The organism is Gemmatimonas sp. (assembly GCF_031426495.1).
GTDB lineage: Bacteria > Gemmatimonadota > Gemmatimonadetes > Gemmatimonadales > Gemmatimonadaceae > Gemmatimonas.
Genome location: NZ_JANPLK010000002.1, coordinates 146,080 through 164,115, shown reverse-complemented (window position 1 = coordinate 164,115; position 18,036 = coordinate 146,080). Strand labels below are relative to the sequence as shown.

17 protein-coding genes and 1 tRNA gene are annotated in these 18,036 nt (G+C 64.9%); 12 read left to right on the top strand and 6 right to left on the bottom strand.

Annotated features, from left to right (window positions below; translation table 11 throughout):
• The first annotated feature begins 8 nt into the window (after nucleotides 1–8).
• The 10 genes from RMP10_RS01425 (at nucleotide 9) to RMP10_RS01380 (ending at nucleotide 7,615) form a co-directional block, all read left to right on the top strand.
• Entirely contained in the window at nucleotides 9–416 is a 408-nt protein-coding gene (locus RMP10_RS01425) for an energy transducer TonB (protein WP_309670086.1), read from the top strand.
• Between the two features lie 11 nt (nucleotides 417–427).
• Nucleotides 428–1,885, top strand: a complete 1,458-nt coding sequence (locus RMP10_RS01420; RefSeq protein ID WP_309670087.1) for a pyridoxal-phosphate dependent enzyme — start codon at nucleotides 428–430, stop codon at nucleotides 1,883–1,885.
• 137 nt (nucleotides 1,886–2,022) lie between these two features.
• Complete coding sequence (locus RMP10_RS01415; RefSeq protein WP_310568726.1) at nucleotides 2,023–2,343, top strand: hypothetical protein; 321 nt, start codon at nucleotides 2,023–2,025, stop codon at nucleotides 2,341–2,343.
• Between the two features lie 53 nt (nucleotides 2,344–2,396).
• The gene (locus RMP10_RS01410) at nucleotides 2,397–3,425 is read left to right on the top strand and encodes a D-alanine--D-alanine ligase (RefSeq protein WP_310568725.1); all 1,029 of its coding nucleotides are present in this window, start codon (nucleotides 2,397–2,399) and stop codon (nucleotides 3,423–3,425) included.
• A 45-nt stretch (nucleotides 3,426–3,470) separates the two neighbouring features.
• The gene (locus RMP10_RS01405) at nucleotides 3,471–4,403 is read left to right on the top strand and encodes a rhomboid family intramembrane serine protease (protein WP_310568724.1); all 933 of its coding nucleotides are present in this window, start codon (nucleotides 3,471–3,473) and stop codon (nucleotides 4,401–4,403) included.
• 30 nt (nucleotides 4,404–4,433) lie between these two features.
• Nucleotides 4,434–4,829, top strand: a complete 396-nt coding sequence (gene queF, locus RMP10_RS01400; RefSeq protein ID WP_309669679.1) for a preQ(1) synthase — start codon at nucleotides 4,434–4,436, stop codon at nucleotides 4,827–4,829.
• An 80-nt stretch (nucleotides 4,830–4,909) separates the two neighbouring features.
• Nucleotides 4,910–5,593, top strand: a complete 684-nt coding sequence (locus RMP10_RS01395; RefSeq protein WP_310568723.1) for a hypothetical protein — start codon at nucleotides 4,910–4,912, stop codon at nucleotides 5,591–5,593.
• A gap of 111 nt (nucleotides 5,594–5,704) precedes the next feature.
• Nucleotides 5,705–5,777: transfer RNA gene (locus RMP10_RS01390), tRNA-Phe, on the top strand.
• A 125-nt stretch (nucleotides 5,778–5,902) separates the two neighbouring features.
• On the top strand, nucleotides 5,903–6,775 hold the full coding sequence (locus RMP10_RS01385) for a hypothetical protein (protein ID WP_309669677.1): 873 nt from the start codon (nucleotides 5,903–5,905) through the stop codon (nucleotides 6,773–6,775).
• 105 nt (nucleotides 6,776–6,880) lie between these two features.
• Nucleotides 6,881–7,615, top strand: coding sequence for a hypothetical protein (locus RMP10_RS01380; RefSeq protein WP_310568722.1), 735 nt, complete (start codon nucleotides 6,881–6,883; stop codon nucleotides 7,613–7,615).
• 2 nt (nucleotides 7,616–7,617) lie between these two features.
• Here the strand turns inward: RMP10_RS01380 and RMP10_RS01375 are convergent, their stop codons facing one another.
• Together RMP10_RS01375 and RMP10_RS01370 are read right to left on the bottom strand one after the other, a co-directional pair.
• The gene (locus RMP10_RS01375) at nucleotides 7,618–8,472 is read right to left on the bottom strand and encodes a hypothetical protein (RefSeq protein ID WP_310568721.1); all 855 of its coding nucleotides are present in this window, start codon (nucleotides 8,470–8,472) and stop codon (nucleotides 7,618–7,620) included.
• A 130-nt stretch (nucleotides 8,473–8,602) separates the two neighbouring features.
• Entirely contained in the window at nucleotides 8,603–10,345 is a 1,743-nt protein-coding gene (locus RMP10_RS01370) for a YncE family protein (protein WP_310568720.1), read from the bottom strand.
• Nucleotides 10,346–10,499: 154 nt separating this feature from the next.
• Here RMP10_RS01370 and RMP10_RS01365 point away from each other — a divergent pair, with 154 nt between their 5' ends.
• On the top strand, nucleotides 10,500–11,279 hold the full coding sequence (locus tag RMP10_RS01365) for a class I SAM-dependent methyltransferase (protein ID WP_310568719.1): 780 nt from the start codon (nucleotides 10,500–10,502) through the stop codon (nucleotides 11,277–11,279).
• A 71-nt stretch (nucleotides 11,280–11,350) separates the two neighbouring features.
• Here RMP10_RS01365 and RMP10_RS01360 read toward each other — a convergent pair whose 3' ends face one another.
• Together RMP10_RS01360 and RMP10_RS01355 are read right to left on the bottom strand one after the other, a co-directional pair.
• The gene (locus tag RMP10_RS01360) at nucleotides 11,351–12,568 is read right to left on the bottom strand and encodes a RagB/SusD family nutrient uptake outer membrane protein (RefSeq protein WP_310568718.1); all 1,218 of its coding nucleotides are present in this window, start codon (nucleotides 12,566–12,568) and stop codon (nucleotides 11,351–11,353) included.
• 8 nt (nucleotides 12,569–12,576) lie between these two features.
• The gene (locus RMP10_RS01355) at nucleotides 12,577–15,549 is read right to left on the bottom strand and encodes a TonB-dependent receptor (RefSeq protein WP_310568717.1); all 2,973 of its coding nucleotides are present in this window, start codon (nucleotides 15,547–15,549) and stop codon (nucleotides 12,577–12,579) included.
• A 144-nt stretch (nucleotides 15,550–15,693) separates the two neighbouring features.
• Between RMP10_RS01355 and RMP10_RS01350 the strand changes: the two genes are divergently transcribed.
• Nucleotides 15,694–17,001, top strand: coding sequence for a Xaa-Pro peptidase family protein (locus tag RMP10_RS01350; RefSeq protein WP_310568716.1), 1,308 nt, complete (start codon nucleotides 15,694–15,696; stop codon nucleotides 16,999–17,001).
• A gap of 26 nt (nucleotides 17,002–17,027) precedes the next feature.
• On the opposite strand, the gene RMP10_RS01345 is transcribed toward RMP10_RS01350, so the two are convergent.
• Both RMP10_RS01345 and RMP10_RS01340 read right to left on the bottom strand, forming a co-directional pair.
• Nucleotides 17,028–17,330, bottom strand: coding sequence for a PAAR domain-containing protein (locus RMP10_RS01345; protein WP_345785763.1), 303 nt, complete (start codon nucleotides 17,328–17,330; stop codon nucleotides 17,028–17,030).
• A gap of 6 nt (nucleotides 17,331–17,336) precedes the next feature.
• Entirely contained in the window at nucleotides 17,337–18,026 is a 690-nt protein-coding gene (locus tag RMP10_RS01340; RefSeq protein ID WP_310568714.1) for a hypothetical protein, read from the bottom strand.
• Between the last annotated feature and the right edge of the window lie 10 nt (nucleotides 18,027–18,036).

Here is an 18,036-nt window from a genome sequence, read left to right as displayed (position 1 = left end):
TTCGACCAGTGCTGCTCCCTGTCCTGTTCACCCTCGGCCTGCTCAGCTGTTCCGAGCGAGGACGATCGGCGCGACCGGGGAGTGCGGACTGGTTTCGCGCGATGCCGGACGAGCGTCCACAGATGTTGAATGTCGACGTGCCGTTCCGGTATCCGCTGTCCCTGTATGAACGGAAAATACAGGGCAACGTGCTGCTTCGGCTGTTTGTCGCGTCGGACGGTCTCGTCGTACCCGATAGTACCCGGATCATCGAGCCGTCAGGCCACCCCGAGCTTGATCAGGCGGCGTTGGCCGGCGTGTCCCGATTGAGGTTCCGCGCCGCCCGCTTGCGTGGCACCCCGATTCCCGTGTCGTTGATCTTCCCCGTGCATTTCCGACATCCCGAGGGGCCAACGCTCCCCGGGGACTCCCTGTGACAAATCCTGCCATGTCCACCACCCTGGCGACTCCCCACACGTCCGACGCGGCTCCCACCGATGCGGCTGTGCACGAAGAACACATCCGGCATCGCCGCCCCTACGGCAGTGTCCTGGAAACGATCGGCTGGACGCCGATGATTCGGCTGGCCCGCGTGGCGCGTGGCATCCGGACGCCCCTCTACGGCAAGGCCGACTTTTTCAATCCGGGCGGCAGCGTGAAGGACCGGGTCGGAATGCCGATGATCGAGTCGCACGAACGCGCCGGCACGCTCAAGCCCGGCGGCACGATCGTGGAAGCGACGAGCGGCAATACCGGCGTCGGACTGGCCATCGCGGCGGCACTCAAGGGCTATCGCTGCATTTTCACGATGCCCGACAAGATGTCGCAGGAAAAGGTGCGCCTGCTGAAGGCGTTCGGGGCCGAAGTGATCATCACACCGACTGCGGTGCCGCACGATCATCCGCAGAACTACGTGATGATGGCCAAGCGTATCGTGAGCGAGACGCCAGGCGCCGTGCTGGCAGGTCAGTTCGAGAACCCGGCCAATCCGGCGGCGCACATGGCCACCACGGGTCCCGAAATCTGGGAGCAGACCGATGGTCGGATCACGCACTTCGTGGCCGGTGCCGGCACGGGCGGCACAATCACCGGCGTCGCGCGCTACCTCAAGAGCAAGAACCCGAACATCAAGATCATCGCCGCGGACCCGATGGGATCGGTGCTCGCCGAGTTGTGGCGCAGCAAGGGAGAGGGACATCCCACCGGCGCGCCGTACAAGGTGGAAGGCGTGGGCCAGGACTGCATCCCGCTCACGCTCGACATGAGTGTGATCGATGAATTCATCTCGGTGAGCGACAAGGATGCCTTCGGGATGGCGCGTCGTCTCACGCGTGAAGAAGGCATCTTCGTGGGCGGATCCGCCGGCATGATCGCACACGCCGCCATGAATGTGGCGCGTCGTCTCGATGATCCCGACGCGTGCGTCGTCACCTTCCTCTGCGACACCGGCGAGCGGTATCTCAGCAAGGTGTTCAACGACGAATGGATGCGCGAGAACCAGATGCTCGATGTGTCGCCCACGACCATCGCCGCGGTGCTCGGCAACAAGGACGCGAGCGCACCGGCTATCGTGAGCGTGGCGCCGGGGGCCTCGGTGCGTCAGGCCATTCGCCTGATGGCGCTGCACAACGTGTCGCAGGTGCCGGTGATGGATGGCGCGGTGTGCATCGGCAGCGTGGCGGAATCACAGCTCACGTCGAAGTCGCTGGCCGATCCGAAGGTGCTCGATCAGTCGGTGAGTGACGTGATGGATCAGCCGTTCCCGGTGGTCGAAAGCGATCAGCCGGTGGAGAGCGTGGCGAAGCTGTTGTCGAAGAGCAACCGCGCCGTGTTGATGAAGAAGGACGGTGTGGTGCAGGGCATCGTGACGCGCTTCGATGTGCTCGAACATCTGATGCACCGCTAGCCATCGCCGCTCGTGAGGGGAGCGCGTCGTGACTGGTCCGTTACTTCGTCCCAGCTGCCACGTCTCCCCTACACGATACGGAACGCGATGGCTCGCTGACGGGCTGCCCGACCAGTATCGGTCCTGTCATACTCTTCATGATCAACGTACTCGACCGGTTCACGGACGCGCTTGGTGCACCGCTACGCGACTTCAGTCGTGGCCGGCTGGCCGCTCTGTTCGCCGATCCGCGTCCTTCCACGTGGGAAGATGCCCATGGGGTCGTCATCAATAAGCAGGGACTCACGCTCTGGCAGGCGTGGATCGCTGTGGACATCACCGCGCCGCAGACCGGACGACACGTGACACTCGACCCGTTCGACCATGTGATCGTGCTGCAGGAATGGGATCGGATTCCCGACGAAGCGATGCTGGGCCGTGCGATTGCGTTCGCCCTGAGCACCGACGACGCCGACTGACGCCGACAACGGCAGACTGACGACGCGAGCGGATTCGGATGTAGCTTTCACGCATGCGAATCACCGTGTTGCTGGGCGGCGTCTCCGCCGAACGTGAAGTGTCGTTGTCGTCGGGGCTGCGTATTGCGGTGGCGCTCCGTGCCAAGGGCCATGAGGTGATTTGCCTCGACCCCGCCGAAGGCGTGTTCACGCGGGAAACCGAGCGCACGCTGCTGGCCGCTGGTGTGGGGAGTGCGCCGCCGTCGCTCGACGCGCTGGCCGGACTATCCTCCCAGTCCCTCTCGCCGGCGCTTGGCACCATGACCGAGATCACCGACGCCGAGTGCGTGTTTCTGGCGCTGCACGGCGGTCAGGGCGAAGACGGCACGGTGCAGGCCCTCCTCGACCTCGTGGGTGTGCCGTATACCGGCAGCGGCCACTTGGCGAGCGCGTTGGCCATGGACAAGCACCTCTCGAAGGTCGTGCTGCGGGCAGCGGGTGTGGCCACCGCGAATTGGATGATGGCGCCGGCGGACGGCGTCATGGACGCCGAGGAGGTCGGGCGTCAACTGGACTGGCCGGTAGTGGTGAAGCCATCCAAGCAGGGCAGCACGGTGGGCCTGTCGATCGTGCGCGAGCCGGGTGAGCTGGCGGCGGCGGTGACCGAGGCCTTCAAGTACGACGACGAGGTCATGGTTGAGCGGTTCGTGCCGGGGCAGGAACTCACGGTGGGCATTCTGGGTGACGTGGTGCTGCCGACCATCGAGATCGTACCGATGAAGGAGCTGTACGACTACGAGTGCAAATACACGCCGGGGATGGCCAAGGAGTTCGTGGCCGAACTGTCGCCGGAGGTCGAGTCCACACTGGCTGATCAGGCGCGCCGGGCCTTCGTGGCGCTGAAATTGGGTGGATACGCCCGAATCGACTTCCGGCTGGACCCCCACGGGCAGCCGTGGTGTCTTGAGGCCAACACGTTGCCCGGGATGACGCCGACCAGTCTCATCCCACAGGCGGCGGCCGCCGCCGGTGTCTTGTTTCCCGATCTCTGTGAGCGCATCGTGCAACTGGCGCTCACGAACCGGGATCGGCTACGGGGCTGATGCCGTTGTTCTCGTAGCTCTTCTCGCGTCTTTTCGCGTCCTGCCATGGCCTACGTCACGTACGACGATTTCGATCAACCCCGTAACCCGTCGGCCGTCTATTGGCTGATCGGTTTGTGCGTGGGCGTGTATTTCGTGCAGGCCACGTTGGTCGGCGATGCGAACATGGCGAACTGGTTTGGGTATTCGGCCGGTGATCTGGCGTCACGTTCGCTGTGGACGATCGGCACGTACATGTTCGTGCACGGCGGCATCATGCATCTGCTGCTGAACATGTGGACGCTGTGGTTGTTCGGTCCGCGCGTGGAGCGGGCGTGGGGCAGCAGCACCTTCGTGTGGTACTACCTCTGGTGCGGCATTGGCGGTTGGGCGTTTCACTACATGTTCCAGCGCAACGGCGGCACGCTGGTCGGCGCATCGGCGGCGATTCTTGGCATCGCGGTGGCGTACGCCTCGCGCTGGCCCGACGATGAAGTGCTGTTCTTCGGCGTGGTGCCGATGAAGGTGAAGTGGTTGGTGGTGTTCATGGCGCTGATCAACATCACGATGGCCGTGGTCGATTCCGGCAGCATCGGCGGCACGGCGTACGCCGCGCACATCGGCGGCATGTTGGCGGGCTGGGTGTATCTCCGTGCCCCGGGTGCCGGCAGTCTGGGTCGTTTCCGCAATCGCATCGCGTCGGCGCCGGATTACGGTGACGACACGCCGCGCGCGGTGCCCAAATCATCGCGTCCGCGTGAGCGGGAAGTCGACGATATCGTGGCGCAGAGCAAGGCGGCGGTGTCGCGCGTACGTCCCGAACCGCGCCCGGAACCGCGTCCGACGCCGCGCCCCGGCCAGACGGCCGTCGCGCCGCAGCCGAGCACCGCGCTGGATGCCGTGCTGGACAAGATCGCGGCCGAAGGGATGTCGAGTTTGACGCAGGCCGAGCGACTGCTGTTGGACGAATGGTCGAAGCGTCTGCGCGACCTCACCTGACCGGTTGCCGTTCTCGCATTACATTCGGGCATGCCCAAGCCTGAACTGCTGGAGACGTTTCCGAATCCCTACGGGGATCGCAAGTACGAAATTTTCATGGAGACGACGGAATTCACGTCGCTCTGTCCACTCGGCGGCATCGAAACCGATGCGGCGGAGTTGAAGTTGCTCGAGGGCGGCGCTCCCGACTTCGCGACGATCCGCATCACGTATCAGCCGGCCGAGGTATGTCTCGAGCTGAAGAGCTTGAAGATGTATCTCTGGAGCTTCCGCAACGACGGCATCTTTTACGAGCGTGCGGTGAACCGGATCCTTGATGATCTGGTGGCGGCGTGCGATCCGCACACGATGACGGTGGTCGGCGATTTCAACGTGCGTGGTGGTTTGAAGAGCATCATCACGGCGACGGCGACTAAGGCCGAGTAGGGAGTAGGGAGTAGGGAGTACGGGGTAGGGAGTAAGGGGGTACGGGGTAGGGAGTACTACCGTCTACACTGGAGTTTCATATGACTGGTCGCGCGTCCCGGGTATCGGCGCTCTCCATCGCGATGGGCGTAGCGTTGTGCGCGTCGATCGCGTTCCCGTTGACGGTGCTGGCGCAGGAACACAAGACGGGCGGCAACGAAGGGAAGCGACCGATCGGGTGGCAGGTGCGGACCGATGCGGGCGGTCACAAGATGGCGGGCGACGTCGATACGATCGCGTTCGCGCAGATGACGCCGGGGTTTCATCTCACGACGGGGCCGGCGGCGATTCTGTGGCATCCCGACAGTGCGGCGTCGGGGGCCTACACGGTGGAAAGCACGATCTTCCTGTTTCCGACCAAGGGTCGCGATCTGGAAGGGTATGGCCTGTTCGTGGGCGGGTCGGCGCTGTCCGACGCGACCCAGTCGTACACGTATTTTCTGCTGCGCAACGACGGCAAGTTCCTGGTGAAGCAGCGACAGGGGCAGAAGACGGTCACGCTGACCGACTGGACCTCGCTGGCAGCGATCACCAAACAGGCCGGCACCGATGCGGCCAAGAACGTGCTGCGGGTGGACGTGTCGGCGGCGGACGTGGCGTTCACGGTGAACGGCACCGAGGCGGTGCGGCTGCCGCGGGCGACGGTGCGTCCCGATGGCGTGTTTGGGGTGCGCGTGAATCACGCGGTGAACGCGCATGTGTCGAGCGTGGGTCGGGTGAAGTAGGATAACGGTGTACGTTTACGGCGTACGTTTTGCTCAGATGGTGTCCGGAGCGACGCCAGCGCTTGCGGAATGACCATTGGGTTGGTTAGCCTGAGGGTCTGTCGATGGTATGGCTAGGTAGCTCAGTTGGTAGAGCAGCGGACTGAAAATCCGCGTGTCGGGGGTTCGATTCCCTCCCTAGCCACTGTGGAAACACGAACGGATATGAGAGCGGCGCCCGGGCTTTGGCTGGGGCGCCGTTGTTTGTAGCGTGTGCTGTCGTGATTGCTGTCGTACATTCGGGCACCACTCCCTCCCACCCCGCGAGTCATGGCGAGCTACGTCTATCTACCGGTCCCGACGCCTGAGCTGCTCAAGGCGGCCGTTGGCCTGGAGGAAAAGCTCAATCTGCAAAATCCCGGCAGCTGCCACGGCACGCGGCGCAATAATGCTCTGAAGGGATTGGCGAAGTGGAACAACCGGCGAGGCGGACATGGCTGTCTCGCCGGCATCGGCGCCGACGACACGCTCTATGTGGTGATCCACGGGAGCGGCCTTTCGGGCATGGAGAAGGCCGGGGCCGATCGGAATGCGGCGAGCGAGGTGCTCAAGCGCGCTGACAACATCAAGCGGCCGCTGACGGCGATCGATGATCTGGTGGACGATGGGCCCGCACCGGAGTGGAAGACTTATACGGCCAAGCACCTCGCCAAGACAATGCGCAAAGAGGGCTTGCCCACGTCGCACCGCCTGATCGAGCTCCTCGCCTGTGGTGGAGGCTTCACCGATAATGCGTTCGGTCGGGTGCAGGAGCTGACGCTGGCCGAGCAGCAGATTCGGACGCACTTCGAGCCGGAGATTCAGGACGCGCTGCCGAAGCACCGTGACGCACTTGGCGCGCGCGTAGCGCCGCGGGTGCAGGCGACGCTCGCGCCGATCATCGCGCGCCATCAGCGCATGGACGCGCGCCCGAATCTGAAATCGTCATTCGGCGAACGGTTCTATGATGCCTTGCTGGAACTGGGATATGCCGGCGTGCGCGTGCACGCGTACAAGGGCGATGTGAAACCGGGAGTGGTGACGGCGCTCGATGGCGCCGCGGCGCAGGCATTCACGATCATGACCTCGCATCTCGCGAATACGCAGACGTCGTATCACCCCGATCAGGCGGGGCTGCGCGTGACCTACGGGTACCCGCACTGACAGGATAGACGCCGGAAACGTCTCGCGGCGTCGGCACTCAGGCCGTATGTTCGCCGCACCTTCCGATCTGAGTTACCGCGCCACACCCTGCAGGAGCGTCGCGACATGGGCCATTGGATTCTCGAAAGCGCCACCCCGACAATCAGGGACGGCCCGGCCGAAAACTTCGGCAATAAGCTCGCCGTGGAATTCAAGCTGCACTACAAGCCGAGCACGTTCGGCTCGTTCGTCGAGATGCCGCGCCTCGAGTGGAAAGAGACGATCACCATGATCGAGAAGAATCTCGGGACGTGGTGGCGCTATGTGGGCGACCAGTATCAGCGCAATCCAAACAGCGTCACGTTCGTGTCGTGGGTGATGCGTTACGCGTGGGCGTTCGACTGTGTCCGCCAGCAGCTCTACAACGACGACGTACCGTGCCGACTGTACGACAAGCACGGCAACCGGATCCCGAAGGACACTTTCGAACGCGAAAGCGAAGCGAAAGACAAAGCGAACGTGGTGCGCGCCTATCTGAAGAAGAATGGCGGGATCATGTGCGTGACGGTGGAAGATAAACCGGCGATCCTGCGCCCGAGCGTGCTGAAAGTCCCGCCCGTGCACAAGAATCGTATTTTGACGTTCGACTGCGGCCTCAAGGGATCACCGATTCGCATCAAGGCGGTGCAGCATCTCACCGTCGACGAGACGAAACCACCGATGCAGTGGTTCCGCGAATGCGTGCTCACCGACACCTCGCGTCCGTTCACCACCGTGGGATTGCGGGAAGTGCAGCCACCGGCCGATGTGGCCATGCCGAAGCCGTTCGACGGCACGGCGGCAAAGGGGCAATACGAGTAACGCTACGGCGTGGCGGGCGCTGCCGGCGGCGGGGTCGCGCCATGCGTCGCCGCGCAATCCTCACAGATGCCGTGCGTGACGTTCACCCGATGCGTGGTGAGGTACGTCTCGATGCGCTGCCAGTAGCCGTCGTCGTTGCGGACGTTCTTGCACCAAGCGCACAACGGCAGCATGGACGACAGCTGGACGACATCGTCCATCGCGGCGCGCAGCTCGCGATTGCTCTGCTCGAGGAAGGCGGCCAGTACGCTCACGAAGAGCGCGACCATGAACAGGCTGACTTCGAGGTCACCGATGAGCTGCACAAGCGGGCCAAGACCTTCGCCCGGACGCGCGGCTGCTCGCAGGGCCAACACGAGTCGCATCGCTTGAAACACGCCGTGCGCCGCCAGGACCACTGCTGGAATCTGCATGACGGAACGCTGCGCGCCGATTGGTCGTGATAGCACCCAGGCCGCCTGAAACGCGAGCGCACCCCAGAGAATCGTGTTCCCGACCGATCGCCAGTCCGAGAACTGCGGCGCCACCATGAAGCCAAACAAGAAGATCGTATGCAGCGCGAAGATGAGGACGGCGATGCGTGCGGTGGTCGGGCGCTCCGCGGTGCGCTGCGCGGCGAAGATCAGCACTAGCTGACCAACGGTGACCATCAGCGTCGGCAGCATCCGGACGACCACGTCGGGATACGCCGCGCGGAGCACGAAGAGCAGATCGGCGGAGGTGAGTGTCCAGGCCGCCACGATCCAATAGCGCAACGCGCCACCGCGCGCGTCCAGCCGCCAGTATCGTCCCATCACACCAGCGAGGATGGCGCCGATGATCAGGTTGATGGCGTAGACAATCATGGCGTCGTTCATACGGCAGGCTCGGGATGGTGGGGCGCAAGACTGCCAACGCGACGGGTCCTTGAGAGTATAGCACCCGGACGTAACGGGAGATTCTCCGATCGGCGTCGTGCCGTCGGTCGATCGCGCCGCATCCTGTGCGTCAACGCGCCGGTGCTTTCACGGCATGTTGCCACACCGCGCGGGCGCCCGTGACAGGATCGATGCCCGAGACGAGCCGGCTCACCATGGTGGCGGTGTGCACACTGACGTCACGACCGAGCGCGCCATGATAGTGCGCGGTGAACAGATCGGCGACGGCGGCCACGTCGCGCTCAGCGCTCGGGATTTCGAGTTCGCCGTCGGCGGTCAACGGAAGCTGAGTCCAGGTGGCCGTGTGATCCACCGTGCGGCGTATCGCGCCGTCGGTGAGGCGCGCGAAGGCTACCTCACCCCCCGTCACGAACATGCGAGCTTTCGTGGCGCGAGGAATCGCCCACGCTTCGAGCCCGCCGTCGCTCCGCGGCACCGGTACGACCGAGAAGGGCCGTCCCAGCTTCGCGAACGCCGGGGTCACCTCGCGAGTGACGTCGTTGACCAGCTTGGCCTCCAGCGCAACGCGAGCGGTATCGATCGCCCCGCTGTACCGCTCGCGCGTACCATCGAGTCGCACGGCGCTGAATCGCTGCACCGAACGGAAGGCGGGGTCGATGTCGTACACGCCACCAACCGGAACGCCGTCGCGCGTTCGCTCGCAGTAGATGAGGCGTGGTGCGGTCGCTGCCGGTCCGAACCCTCCCTCGGCGCGCAGGCGCGCGATCGCGCCCACGCACTGATACCAAAACACGATGGTGCGCGCTCTACTGTCCGCGTCGGCGAATGCCCCGCGAAAGCCGGCCGGCAACGCATCGACGACGCGGGTCGTGTACGCGATGCCGTCGGGCGTGTCACCGGCGGTGATCTCGCGCACGACACGGCGGGCTGCGACGTCGATGACCGCGATCCGCGCACCAGTACTCAACGACAGGAACGCATGCGTGCCGTCGGGCGTGAAGATGATGCCCTGTGGTCCCATGCCGGGAAGGGCGAGGCGTCCGAGTTCGCGGCGCGTGCGGCGATCCACGAAGCGCAGCTCTTCCTTCTTGAGATCGGGGAGCAGTACCAGCGCATTGTCCGGCGAGAAGAGCACGCGATAGGGCCAGCCAAAGCCTTCGGCGGCGGTCGATACCTTCCCGCTGGCGGCGTCGACCACACTGAGTAACCCGGTCGCGTTACTGCCCACCCAGACCTCGCGTCCATCGGGCGTCACGTTGATCGCCTCGGGCTGTGCAGGCACCATGATGTTGCGCAGCACGATGCCCTTCACGAGATCGAGTTCAGAGATCGAATTGCTGCCGATGTTTCCGGTCCACGCGCGGGTGCCGTTCGCGGTGACGCCCACCATGTGCGACCCGTTCTGCTGCGTGGCGATCGCCTGCACGATGTCACCAGTCGCGATGCGCACGATGAGCAGCTGCTTGTTGGTCTCCGACGTGACGGCTACCAAGGAATCGCCGGGGAGGAGCACGAGCCCGTGTGGCCGTCGGTACGCACCGAGGGTGATGGTGCGCGCCACGCGCAGCGCTGGCACGTCAATGACCGTGAGCGTGTTGCCGCCGGTTTGCGCGCCATAGTCGGACACCACGGCGACGCGTCCGTCGCGCGACAGCACGACTTCATGTGGGCCCGGCTGCGTGGGTAACGTGGCAAGCACGCGGGCGCTCGCGACATCGATGATGGTCGCGGTGGCTGGTGACTTGTTGGTGATGACCAGCGTGCCGCTGGACGGAACGCCACCTGCACTCTGCGCGTGCAGCGGAGCGGTGACGAGAGCCAACGTGGACAACAAATGCAATGCGCGACGCATGGGTCCTGAGCGGGAGGCGGGAGCAGAGTATAGATGCCAACGTGTGTTTAACATCACCCACATCTCTGGCGGGATAGCACGCGACCTCCGACAATAGAACGCGCCGATTGTCGGCGCGCTGGCCCGCCAAGAATTCCCCTCTTTGCCCAATCGAATGACCGCCTGGATCGTTGCCGCGCTGTGCGGCGTCGTGTGCCTGATGCTGACCGTTCGGCTGCTCGCCGACCGGGCTCGCCGGAAGCAGCAAGGTCTGTTCGGACCGTGGCCAATCAGACGCATCCGGCTGCACGAACTCGATCCGGTGTTTACCCCGGGCCGCTTCGGTCCGACGATCGAGACGGAAGTGACGTTCATCGGACGTGGCCCGATGCTGGTGCCGGGCGGCACCAGCGATGCGGAGGCCTGGATCCTGGCGGTGCTGGCGAAACGGGCGGAGCGCCTCTTCGAATTCGGCACATGCACCGGGAAAACGGCCTATCTGTGGAGCCGGAACGCGCCGAGTAACGCCTCGATTAATACCATCACTTTAGCGCCATCACAGCAACATGAATACGTCAAAGCACCAAACGACACGGACGAAGACACCAAGTTCGCTCTGCGTGAGTCGGCGTTCGACGAGTTCCTGTACTCCGGGACGCCATACGCCGACCGCGTGGAGCAGCTGTACGGCGACAGCAAACAGTTCGACGAAGCGCCCTTTCTGAACCGGGCCGATCTGGTTTTTGTGGACGGATCCCACGCGCAGTCGTATGTGGAGAGCGACTCTGCCAAAGCGATGCGGATCGTGAAGCCGGGAGGGTTGGTGCTGTGGCACGACTACGCCGGGCCCGGACACGCGCCCGGCGTGTTCGCGGCGCTGAATGCGCTGGCGAAGAGGGTGCCGCTCCGGCACGTAGACGGAACGACCTTCGTGATGTGGCGTCGGCCGATCTAGGGGCGACGACGACAAAGCGGGGGTGCGGCTCTCGCCGCACCCCCGCTTTGTGTACTCTGTGACCGGCGCCGTTACTGCGCGCCGCTGACGTTCGGGTTGGCACCACGCTCTTCGAGGCTGATCGGGATGCAGGTGCTACGTCCCTGCAGCGACGTGTTCCGACCTTCCGCCAGCCAACGACGCAAGTCGAACAGGCGACGGCCTTCGAGCCAGAGCACGGCGCCGCGTTCGCGCATCAGATGCACGTAGGCGTCGGCCACCGTGGTCGCGGTGAGCGGAGCCAAGGCCGCGGCCGTGCGACCCTGGTTGATGAAGAGCATCGCATTCGTAACGTCGTTGGCCCGCAGGGCCGCTTCGGCACGAATGAGCAGCATTTCGGTGCCCTTGGCGAGTGCGACGGGGTCTCCAAGGGTGATGTACTTCCGCTGGCGGAAGAAGTTGGTGGCACCGTCCTGCCCCTTGGTGATCGTGGTGCCCGTCTTCACCGTGTCGTACGGCACACGGGAATCGCGATCGGCCACCCACACCGTGTTCCAGACCGTCACTTCACGACGCGAGATGGTCTGGGTCGCCAGATCCATATTCTCTCGCGTGGTGTTGATCGAGAAGACGGCGTTGTGGCGGAACGCGACCGGCACGAGCGCCGCGTCGGCGGCGGCTTCCGTCCACTTGCCCTGATTGGCGTACACTTGCGCGCGGCCGGCGAGCGCCGCGTTGGTGAGCGCCGTGTTGTTCAGCGCGCGGGCAATCGTGAGCGCCCGCGTGAAGAGGCTTTCGGCGCGCACGAAGTGCGTGCTGCTCGGCAGCGCCGGTCCGCCGTCGTACACGGCGTTGCAGACGTTTTCACCAAGGAACCGATTGGCGAAGCCGGCATAGAGGTACGCGCGCGGCGTGTTGGCGTTCGTTTCGAACGCGTCGCCGAGCACAGTCTTCATGCGAACGAGTCCGGCTTCGGCGACGTAGCGGGCGGTGTGCATGCGCGCCCAGTCGCCGTTCACGTCTTCCGGCGCGATGTCGCCAGCGGCGAACTTGCGCTCGGCGGCGAAGTTGCCGGAATGGCGCAGCTCGAGGGCCGCGAGCGATCCGCGGGTCAGGTAGTTGCCGATGGCGTTCGAGAGATCGCCACCCATGCCATTCACGAGCGCCGGGATAGCGCTGGCGTTGTTGAGATCCGTGTCGAGCAGCGGACCGGGGTTCGTGACCTTGAGATCACAGGCGCCAAGAAGGGTCGCGAGAGCGATCGTCGCGGCCGGTACGGCACGGCGGGACATCGCGGAGAATGCAGTCATGGTAAGCATCAGAAGCTCGTCCTCACGCTAAACAGAAACGTGCGGTACGTCGGGAAGACGTAGTAGTCGCGACGCGAGAAGGTGCTCGTGCGCTGGTCGGCGACTTCGGGATCGGAGCCGGTGTACTTCGTGTTGACGAAGAGATTCCGTCCGGCAACCGAGACGGTCATGTTGCGGGCGCCGGGCGTGAAGCGCTTCGGCACGTCGTACGAGGCTGAGATGCTACGGAGCTTGAAGAAGTCCGAGCTCTCCACCCAGTAGCTGTAGTCACGCTGGGCGGCGACAATCGAGCAGCGCATGCGGTCCTTCGCGTTCACGCCGGCCAAGGCCGCCGCATCACCGGCGGCTGCTGCGCGGAGCGCCTTCTGCGCCGCAAAGCAAGGCTGCCAGATGCCGAGTCCGGCGTTCTGGAAGCCGATCGCGTTGAGCAGATGTCCACCGCGCTGGAATTCACCGACGGCGTCGATGGTGAAATTCTTGAAGAGCGTCAGCGTGATCGACGGATTGATGATCTGCGTGGGGAAGGTGGCGCCGAGGAACTGGTTGGTGTCGACGATGGCGGCGCCAAGTTCATTCGGGTTGCGAACCTTGAGGCCCACGTACGACGGCAGCGGCAAGCCTTCCTGCACGTAGCTGCGCGAGAGCGCGTCGATGGTGAGGACGCGACCGCCGAGATCGACGGCTTCACCCTTCACGCGCGTGAACTGCAAGCGCGTTTCGAGGCGTGACCAGCTGGTGGGCTCGAACGACGCGGTGAGCTGCGCTTCGAGGCCGCTATTCTTGATCGTGCCGACGTTCTCGGGCTGGTTGGTGGCGAAGCCCTGCGACGGCGGATACGCGACATTGATGATGGCGTCGTTGGTGCGCGCGCTGAAGTACGTGACCACCGCGCCGAGACGGCCGCCCCAGAAGCCGGCGTCAAAGCCCACTTCACTTTCGCGCGTGCGCTCGGGGCCGAGGTTCGGGTTGCCGAGCTGGCCGGGCGTGAAGCCGGAGAGACCGCCTTCGGCGGCGATCGGGTTCCAGGTGCGCGTGGCGTCGAAGGCGCCCGGCGCCTTGCCGGCTTCACCGACGGCGGCGCGGAACTTGAACGTTTCGATGAGATTCGATGGCCAGAACGATTCGTCGGAGAGCACGTACGACATGCTGAGCTTGGGATACGTCTGCAGTCCGAAGCCCGAGCCGAACGCCGAGTTGCCGTCCACGCGGGCGCCAGCGGTGACGAACAGGCGGTCGCGCCAGCCGATCATCTGCTGGGCGAAGAAGCCGGCGTTGATGACGCGCTGCTGGTTCACATCGGTGATCTGACGTAGCGACGCGGAGATCAATGTGGGGAGGCCGGGGCCGGCGAAGTTGTCGCCCTGCAGGTCGGTCGAGTTGAGACGGCTGTCGAACAGCTGACCGCCGACCGACGACGTGCCCGAGAAATTCTTGCTGTACGTCTGCTTCCACGTGCTCGCGAGGTCGACCGTCATGAGCTGACGATTCCAGAGCGTCTGGAAGTACTGCCCGGTCGGTGTGCGCGGATAGCCGAACGGATTGACGGTTCGCTGATCGTTGTTGTTGTAGTCGATACCGATGGAGAGACGGTTGCTGATGTTCGCCGTCGGATTCCACGTGGCCGTGCCGCCGGTGATGAAGTGATCACCGCCAATGGTGTTGCCCTTCGAGAACAGGGTGTCGTTCACGACGCAGGTGATCGTCGTGTTGCTGCAGCCGGCGCCCTTGAAGTTCGAGCCGGGGCCGCGCGAGACGTTGAGGAGAAATCCGTCGGCGCTGTTACCGTCGGAGATCATCGCCGTATTGCGGCGCTGCCACGACGTGTTGAGCGCGAGCGTCACGGTCTTGGACGGCGCGAAGCCGAGGTTCGCGCGGAGGCCGCCGGTCTTGTTGTGACCGACGCGGAGCACGCCGAACTCGTTATCGAGATTCCCGGAGATCGCGTAGTTGATGCCGCTGCCGGATCCACGCACACCGAGCGAGTAACGGCCCAGGAAGCCGTTCTGCAGCCACGAGCCACTGGCGGGGCAGGTGGCATCTTCGAAGGCGACGCCGTTCCCGTCCACGACATTTGGCCCGCGGCATTCGCGCACGAACATGCGCGTCGGATCGGAGCGCGGGCCGAAGTCGCCCATGCTATTCACGCCGGCACTGGCTTCGAGCGTCCACACGGCGGGGCCTTCGCGGCCACGCTTGGTGAAGATTTGAATCACGCCGCCGGATGCCTCGGTGCCGTACAGCGTGGTGGCGGCCGGCCCCTTCACGACTTCGATGCGATCGATATCGGCGGCGGCGATGTCGTTGAGCGGCGACACGGACTGGCGCGACGAGACGCCGGTCGGCGAGTTGCCGTTGAAGATACGGATGCCGTCGACGTAGATCAGCGGGCGGTTGCCCTGTGTAATCGAGTTGACGCCACGGAGGCGAATGTTGCCGCCGGAGCCGGGACCGCCGCCGTTCGCCTGAATGGTGACACCGGTGGAACGACCCTGCAGAATCTGCTGCGTGTTCGCGACCGCACCGCGTTCGAAGTCGGCGCTGCCGACGGTGGTGACGGCGTTACCGACTTCCTTCTTGCGCTCTTCACCGGTGGCGGTGACGACGACGCCAGCGAGCGACACGCTGCTCTTGACGAGCGTGAAGTTGGCGGTGACGGTGGCCGCAGCGGCGAGCGTGATCGGGCGCGACTGCAACTGATAGCCGATGCGACGCACCGTGATCGTCAGCGCACCCGACGGGATGTTGGTCAGCGTGAAACGTCCGTCGTCGCCGGTCGAGCGTCCGAGCTGTGTACCGGCAACGGTGACCTGCGCGGCGGCAACCGGCTGACCGTTGTCGCCGTCAACGACGCGGCCGACGATGGTGCCGATGGCTTGGGCCGCGAGCGGAGAGGCAGTGGCAATCGACAGCGCGAGCCCGAACATGGCTGCGGTGCCGCGCCGTCCCGCCAGCGCAGCGCGCCGAAGTATGGGAAGGAACACGGAATCCTCACGAGATGAAAAGCGGCGCGGACACGGGTGGAGGTGTCCGCCTGGATAAACGGTGGGACGGCTGGACTCGACGTAGCATCGCGCCAGCGCTATAAAGATAAGGCAACTCACCCATTCTCTACATCGGAGCTCGGCATGGCGACGCGTCGTGACTTTCTTGGAGCTACAACGGCACTCGTGGCGGGCGCGGTTGTGTCGGTGCCGGCCGCGGTCGAGGCACGCGAGGCGGTCGAGTCGCCCGTCTCCATGCAGCCGCCGGTGCTTCCGCCTGCGATTCGCGCGTTACGCCCGATGAAGAACGGGGTGGTCCCCATTTCGGTGGCGGAGCGACAGGGACGCCTCGAGAAGGCGCGACAGCTCCTGCGTGACAACGGTGCTGCGGCGCTCATGCTCACCGGTGGCACGAGCATGGAGTACTTCACCGGCATCCGCTGGGGACTCAGCGAGCGGCTGCTGGCGGCGATCATTCCCGTTCGCGGCGCGGCGTTTCTGATCACGCCGAAGTTCGAAGAAGAACGGGCCATGGAGCAGGCACGCCTTGGGCCGCTCGGGCGAGAGGCCGAGGTGCTGGCCTGGGAAGAGCACGAGAATCCGTACGAGCTCTTACGAAAAGGACTTGCCTCACGCGGCCTCTCGACGGCCACGATCGCCGCCGAGGAGACGGTGCGCTTCATGTTCGCTGACGGGGCCGCGCACGTGCCCGGCGTCACGGTGGTGAGTGGCACGCCGATCACCGCTGGCTGTCGCACGGTGAAGGACGCGCATGAACTCGCGCTCATGCGTCACGCGAGCGCCGTTACCCTCGCGGCGTACGAAGCCGCCTACAAGTCGCTGAAGGAGGGGATGACGCAGGACGACTTCGCGCAGCTGGTGCAGCTCGCTCATCAACAGCTTGGCTACTCGGGGTCAGCGGGTGTGCAGGTCGGCAAGTACTCGGCGCTGCCGCACGGCAGCGCCACCCCGCAGGTGGTACGCGAGGGGAGCATTTTGCTTATCGATGGCGGCTGCAAAGTGGAGGGCTATTCGTCCGACATCTCACGCACGTTCGTGCTCGGCAAGGCGACGCAGCGCATGAAGGATGTATTCGAGATCGAACATCGCGCGCAAAGCGCGGCGCTGGCGGCGGCGAAGCCGGGTGTGCCCTGCGAAGCGGTGGATGCGGCGGCGCGCAAGGTGATCGTCGATGCCGGCTTCGGTCCCGACTACAAATTCTTCAGCCACCGCGTGGGCCACGGCATGGGTATGGACGGACACGAGTGGCCGTATCTCGTGCGCGGCAACACGCTGCCGTTGCGCCCCGGCATGGTGTTCTCCGACGAACCGGGCATCTACATCCCGGGCGAGTTCGGCATCCGGTTGGAAGACGACATGGTGATCACGGAGAATGGCGCCGAGCTGTTCACTCCGCAGTCGCCGAGTCTGGAGCAGCCGTTCGGGCGGTGATCCGCCGATAGCGACGGGCGATCGGCTCAGCCGCCGATCAGCACGGTGGGGGCACCGAGCACAATGGTGCCGCCGTGCGCCGTGCTGTCGCCGAGGCGGGCGGCGGGCTTCTTCATGAGGAGCACCGTTGCGGACCCTTTGATGATGACGTCGGGGGGGCCGACGCAGACGCACATGCTGCCGAGTGTGGCGGAGGGCAGCTTGGCGATCATGACCGTTGGGGCACCGGGTACGACGATCGGCCCACCAACATGCGGAATCGGCGGCACGCCGGGCGTGACCATTGGACAGACGTGCATATCGGTAATGCGAGACGCTGGCATGCCCATTATTGCTTACCTCGCTGCCGGTGGATTGGTCGCCTGATCGTATTCCGCTTGCTGGCGGCGATGCGTGTCGTGCGCCAGCTGGAGTGCAGCATCCCACCCACCCAGTCGCTTCACGATCTCGAGTCCCTGCGCAGCGAACGAGACGAACGTTGGTGGAATGAGTTCAGTTTTGGTATTCGAAACGGCGGCCAACAAGATGGCGCCGGCTACTATGGGCATGGCTACGCCGGGCGGTGGTGGCACCGGGGGGACGGACGGAGGCGCGATCGTGGTCCCGCTTAGAAAGACAGCGGTCGCCACAAGGCCGACCGGCGTGTCGAGCCCGGATTTCTCGCCCGCTTCCCACGCGGCTCGCCGGGCCGCATCATCCGGACGCACAATCCATTGCTCGACGGCAGACAGCGTAGCGTGATCATCGGCGGTTGGGGCGGTGCCGCCATCCATCTGGGTGGCGTAGCGCGCCGACACCCACGCCCACCAGATGCTCTCGCGGGAGGGGAGCACCGCGGCGATCAAGCGAATGGCCGACGGGGTCTGCTCAGCCGCCATCCACGCCACATAGAGTTGTTCGAGCGTGTGCTGGGGATTGAGCAGCGCGAGTGCGGGCTCGTCGGGCGCGGCGCGCTCGAGCAGCCACCGCATGGGCGGCGTGAGCGCGGCCAGCGGATCGAGCGCGATGGAGGGGGGCATGGTCACGGGGTCTCCA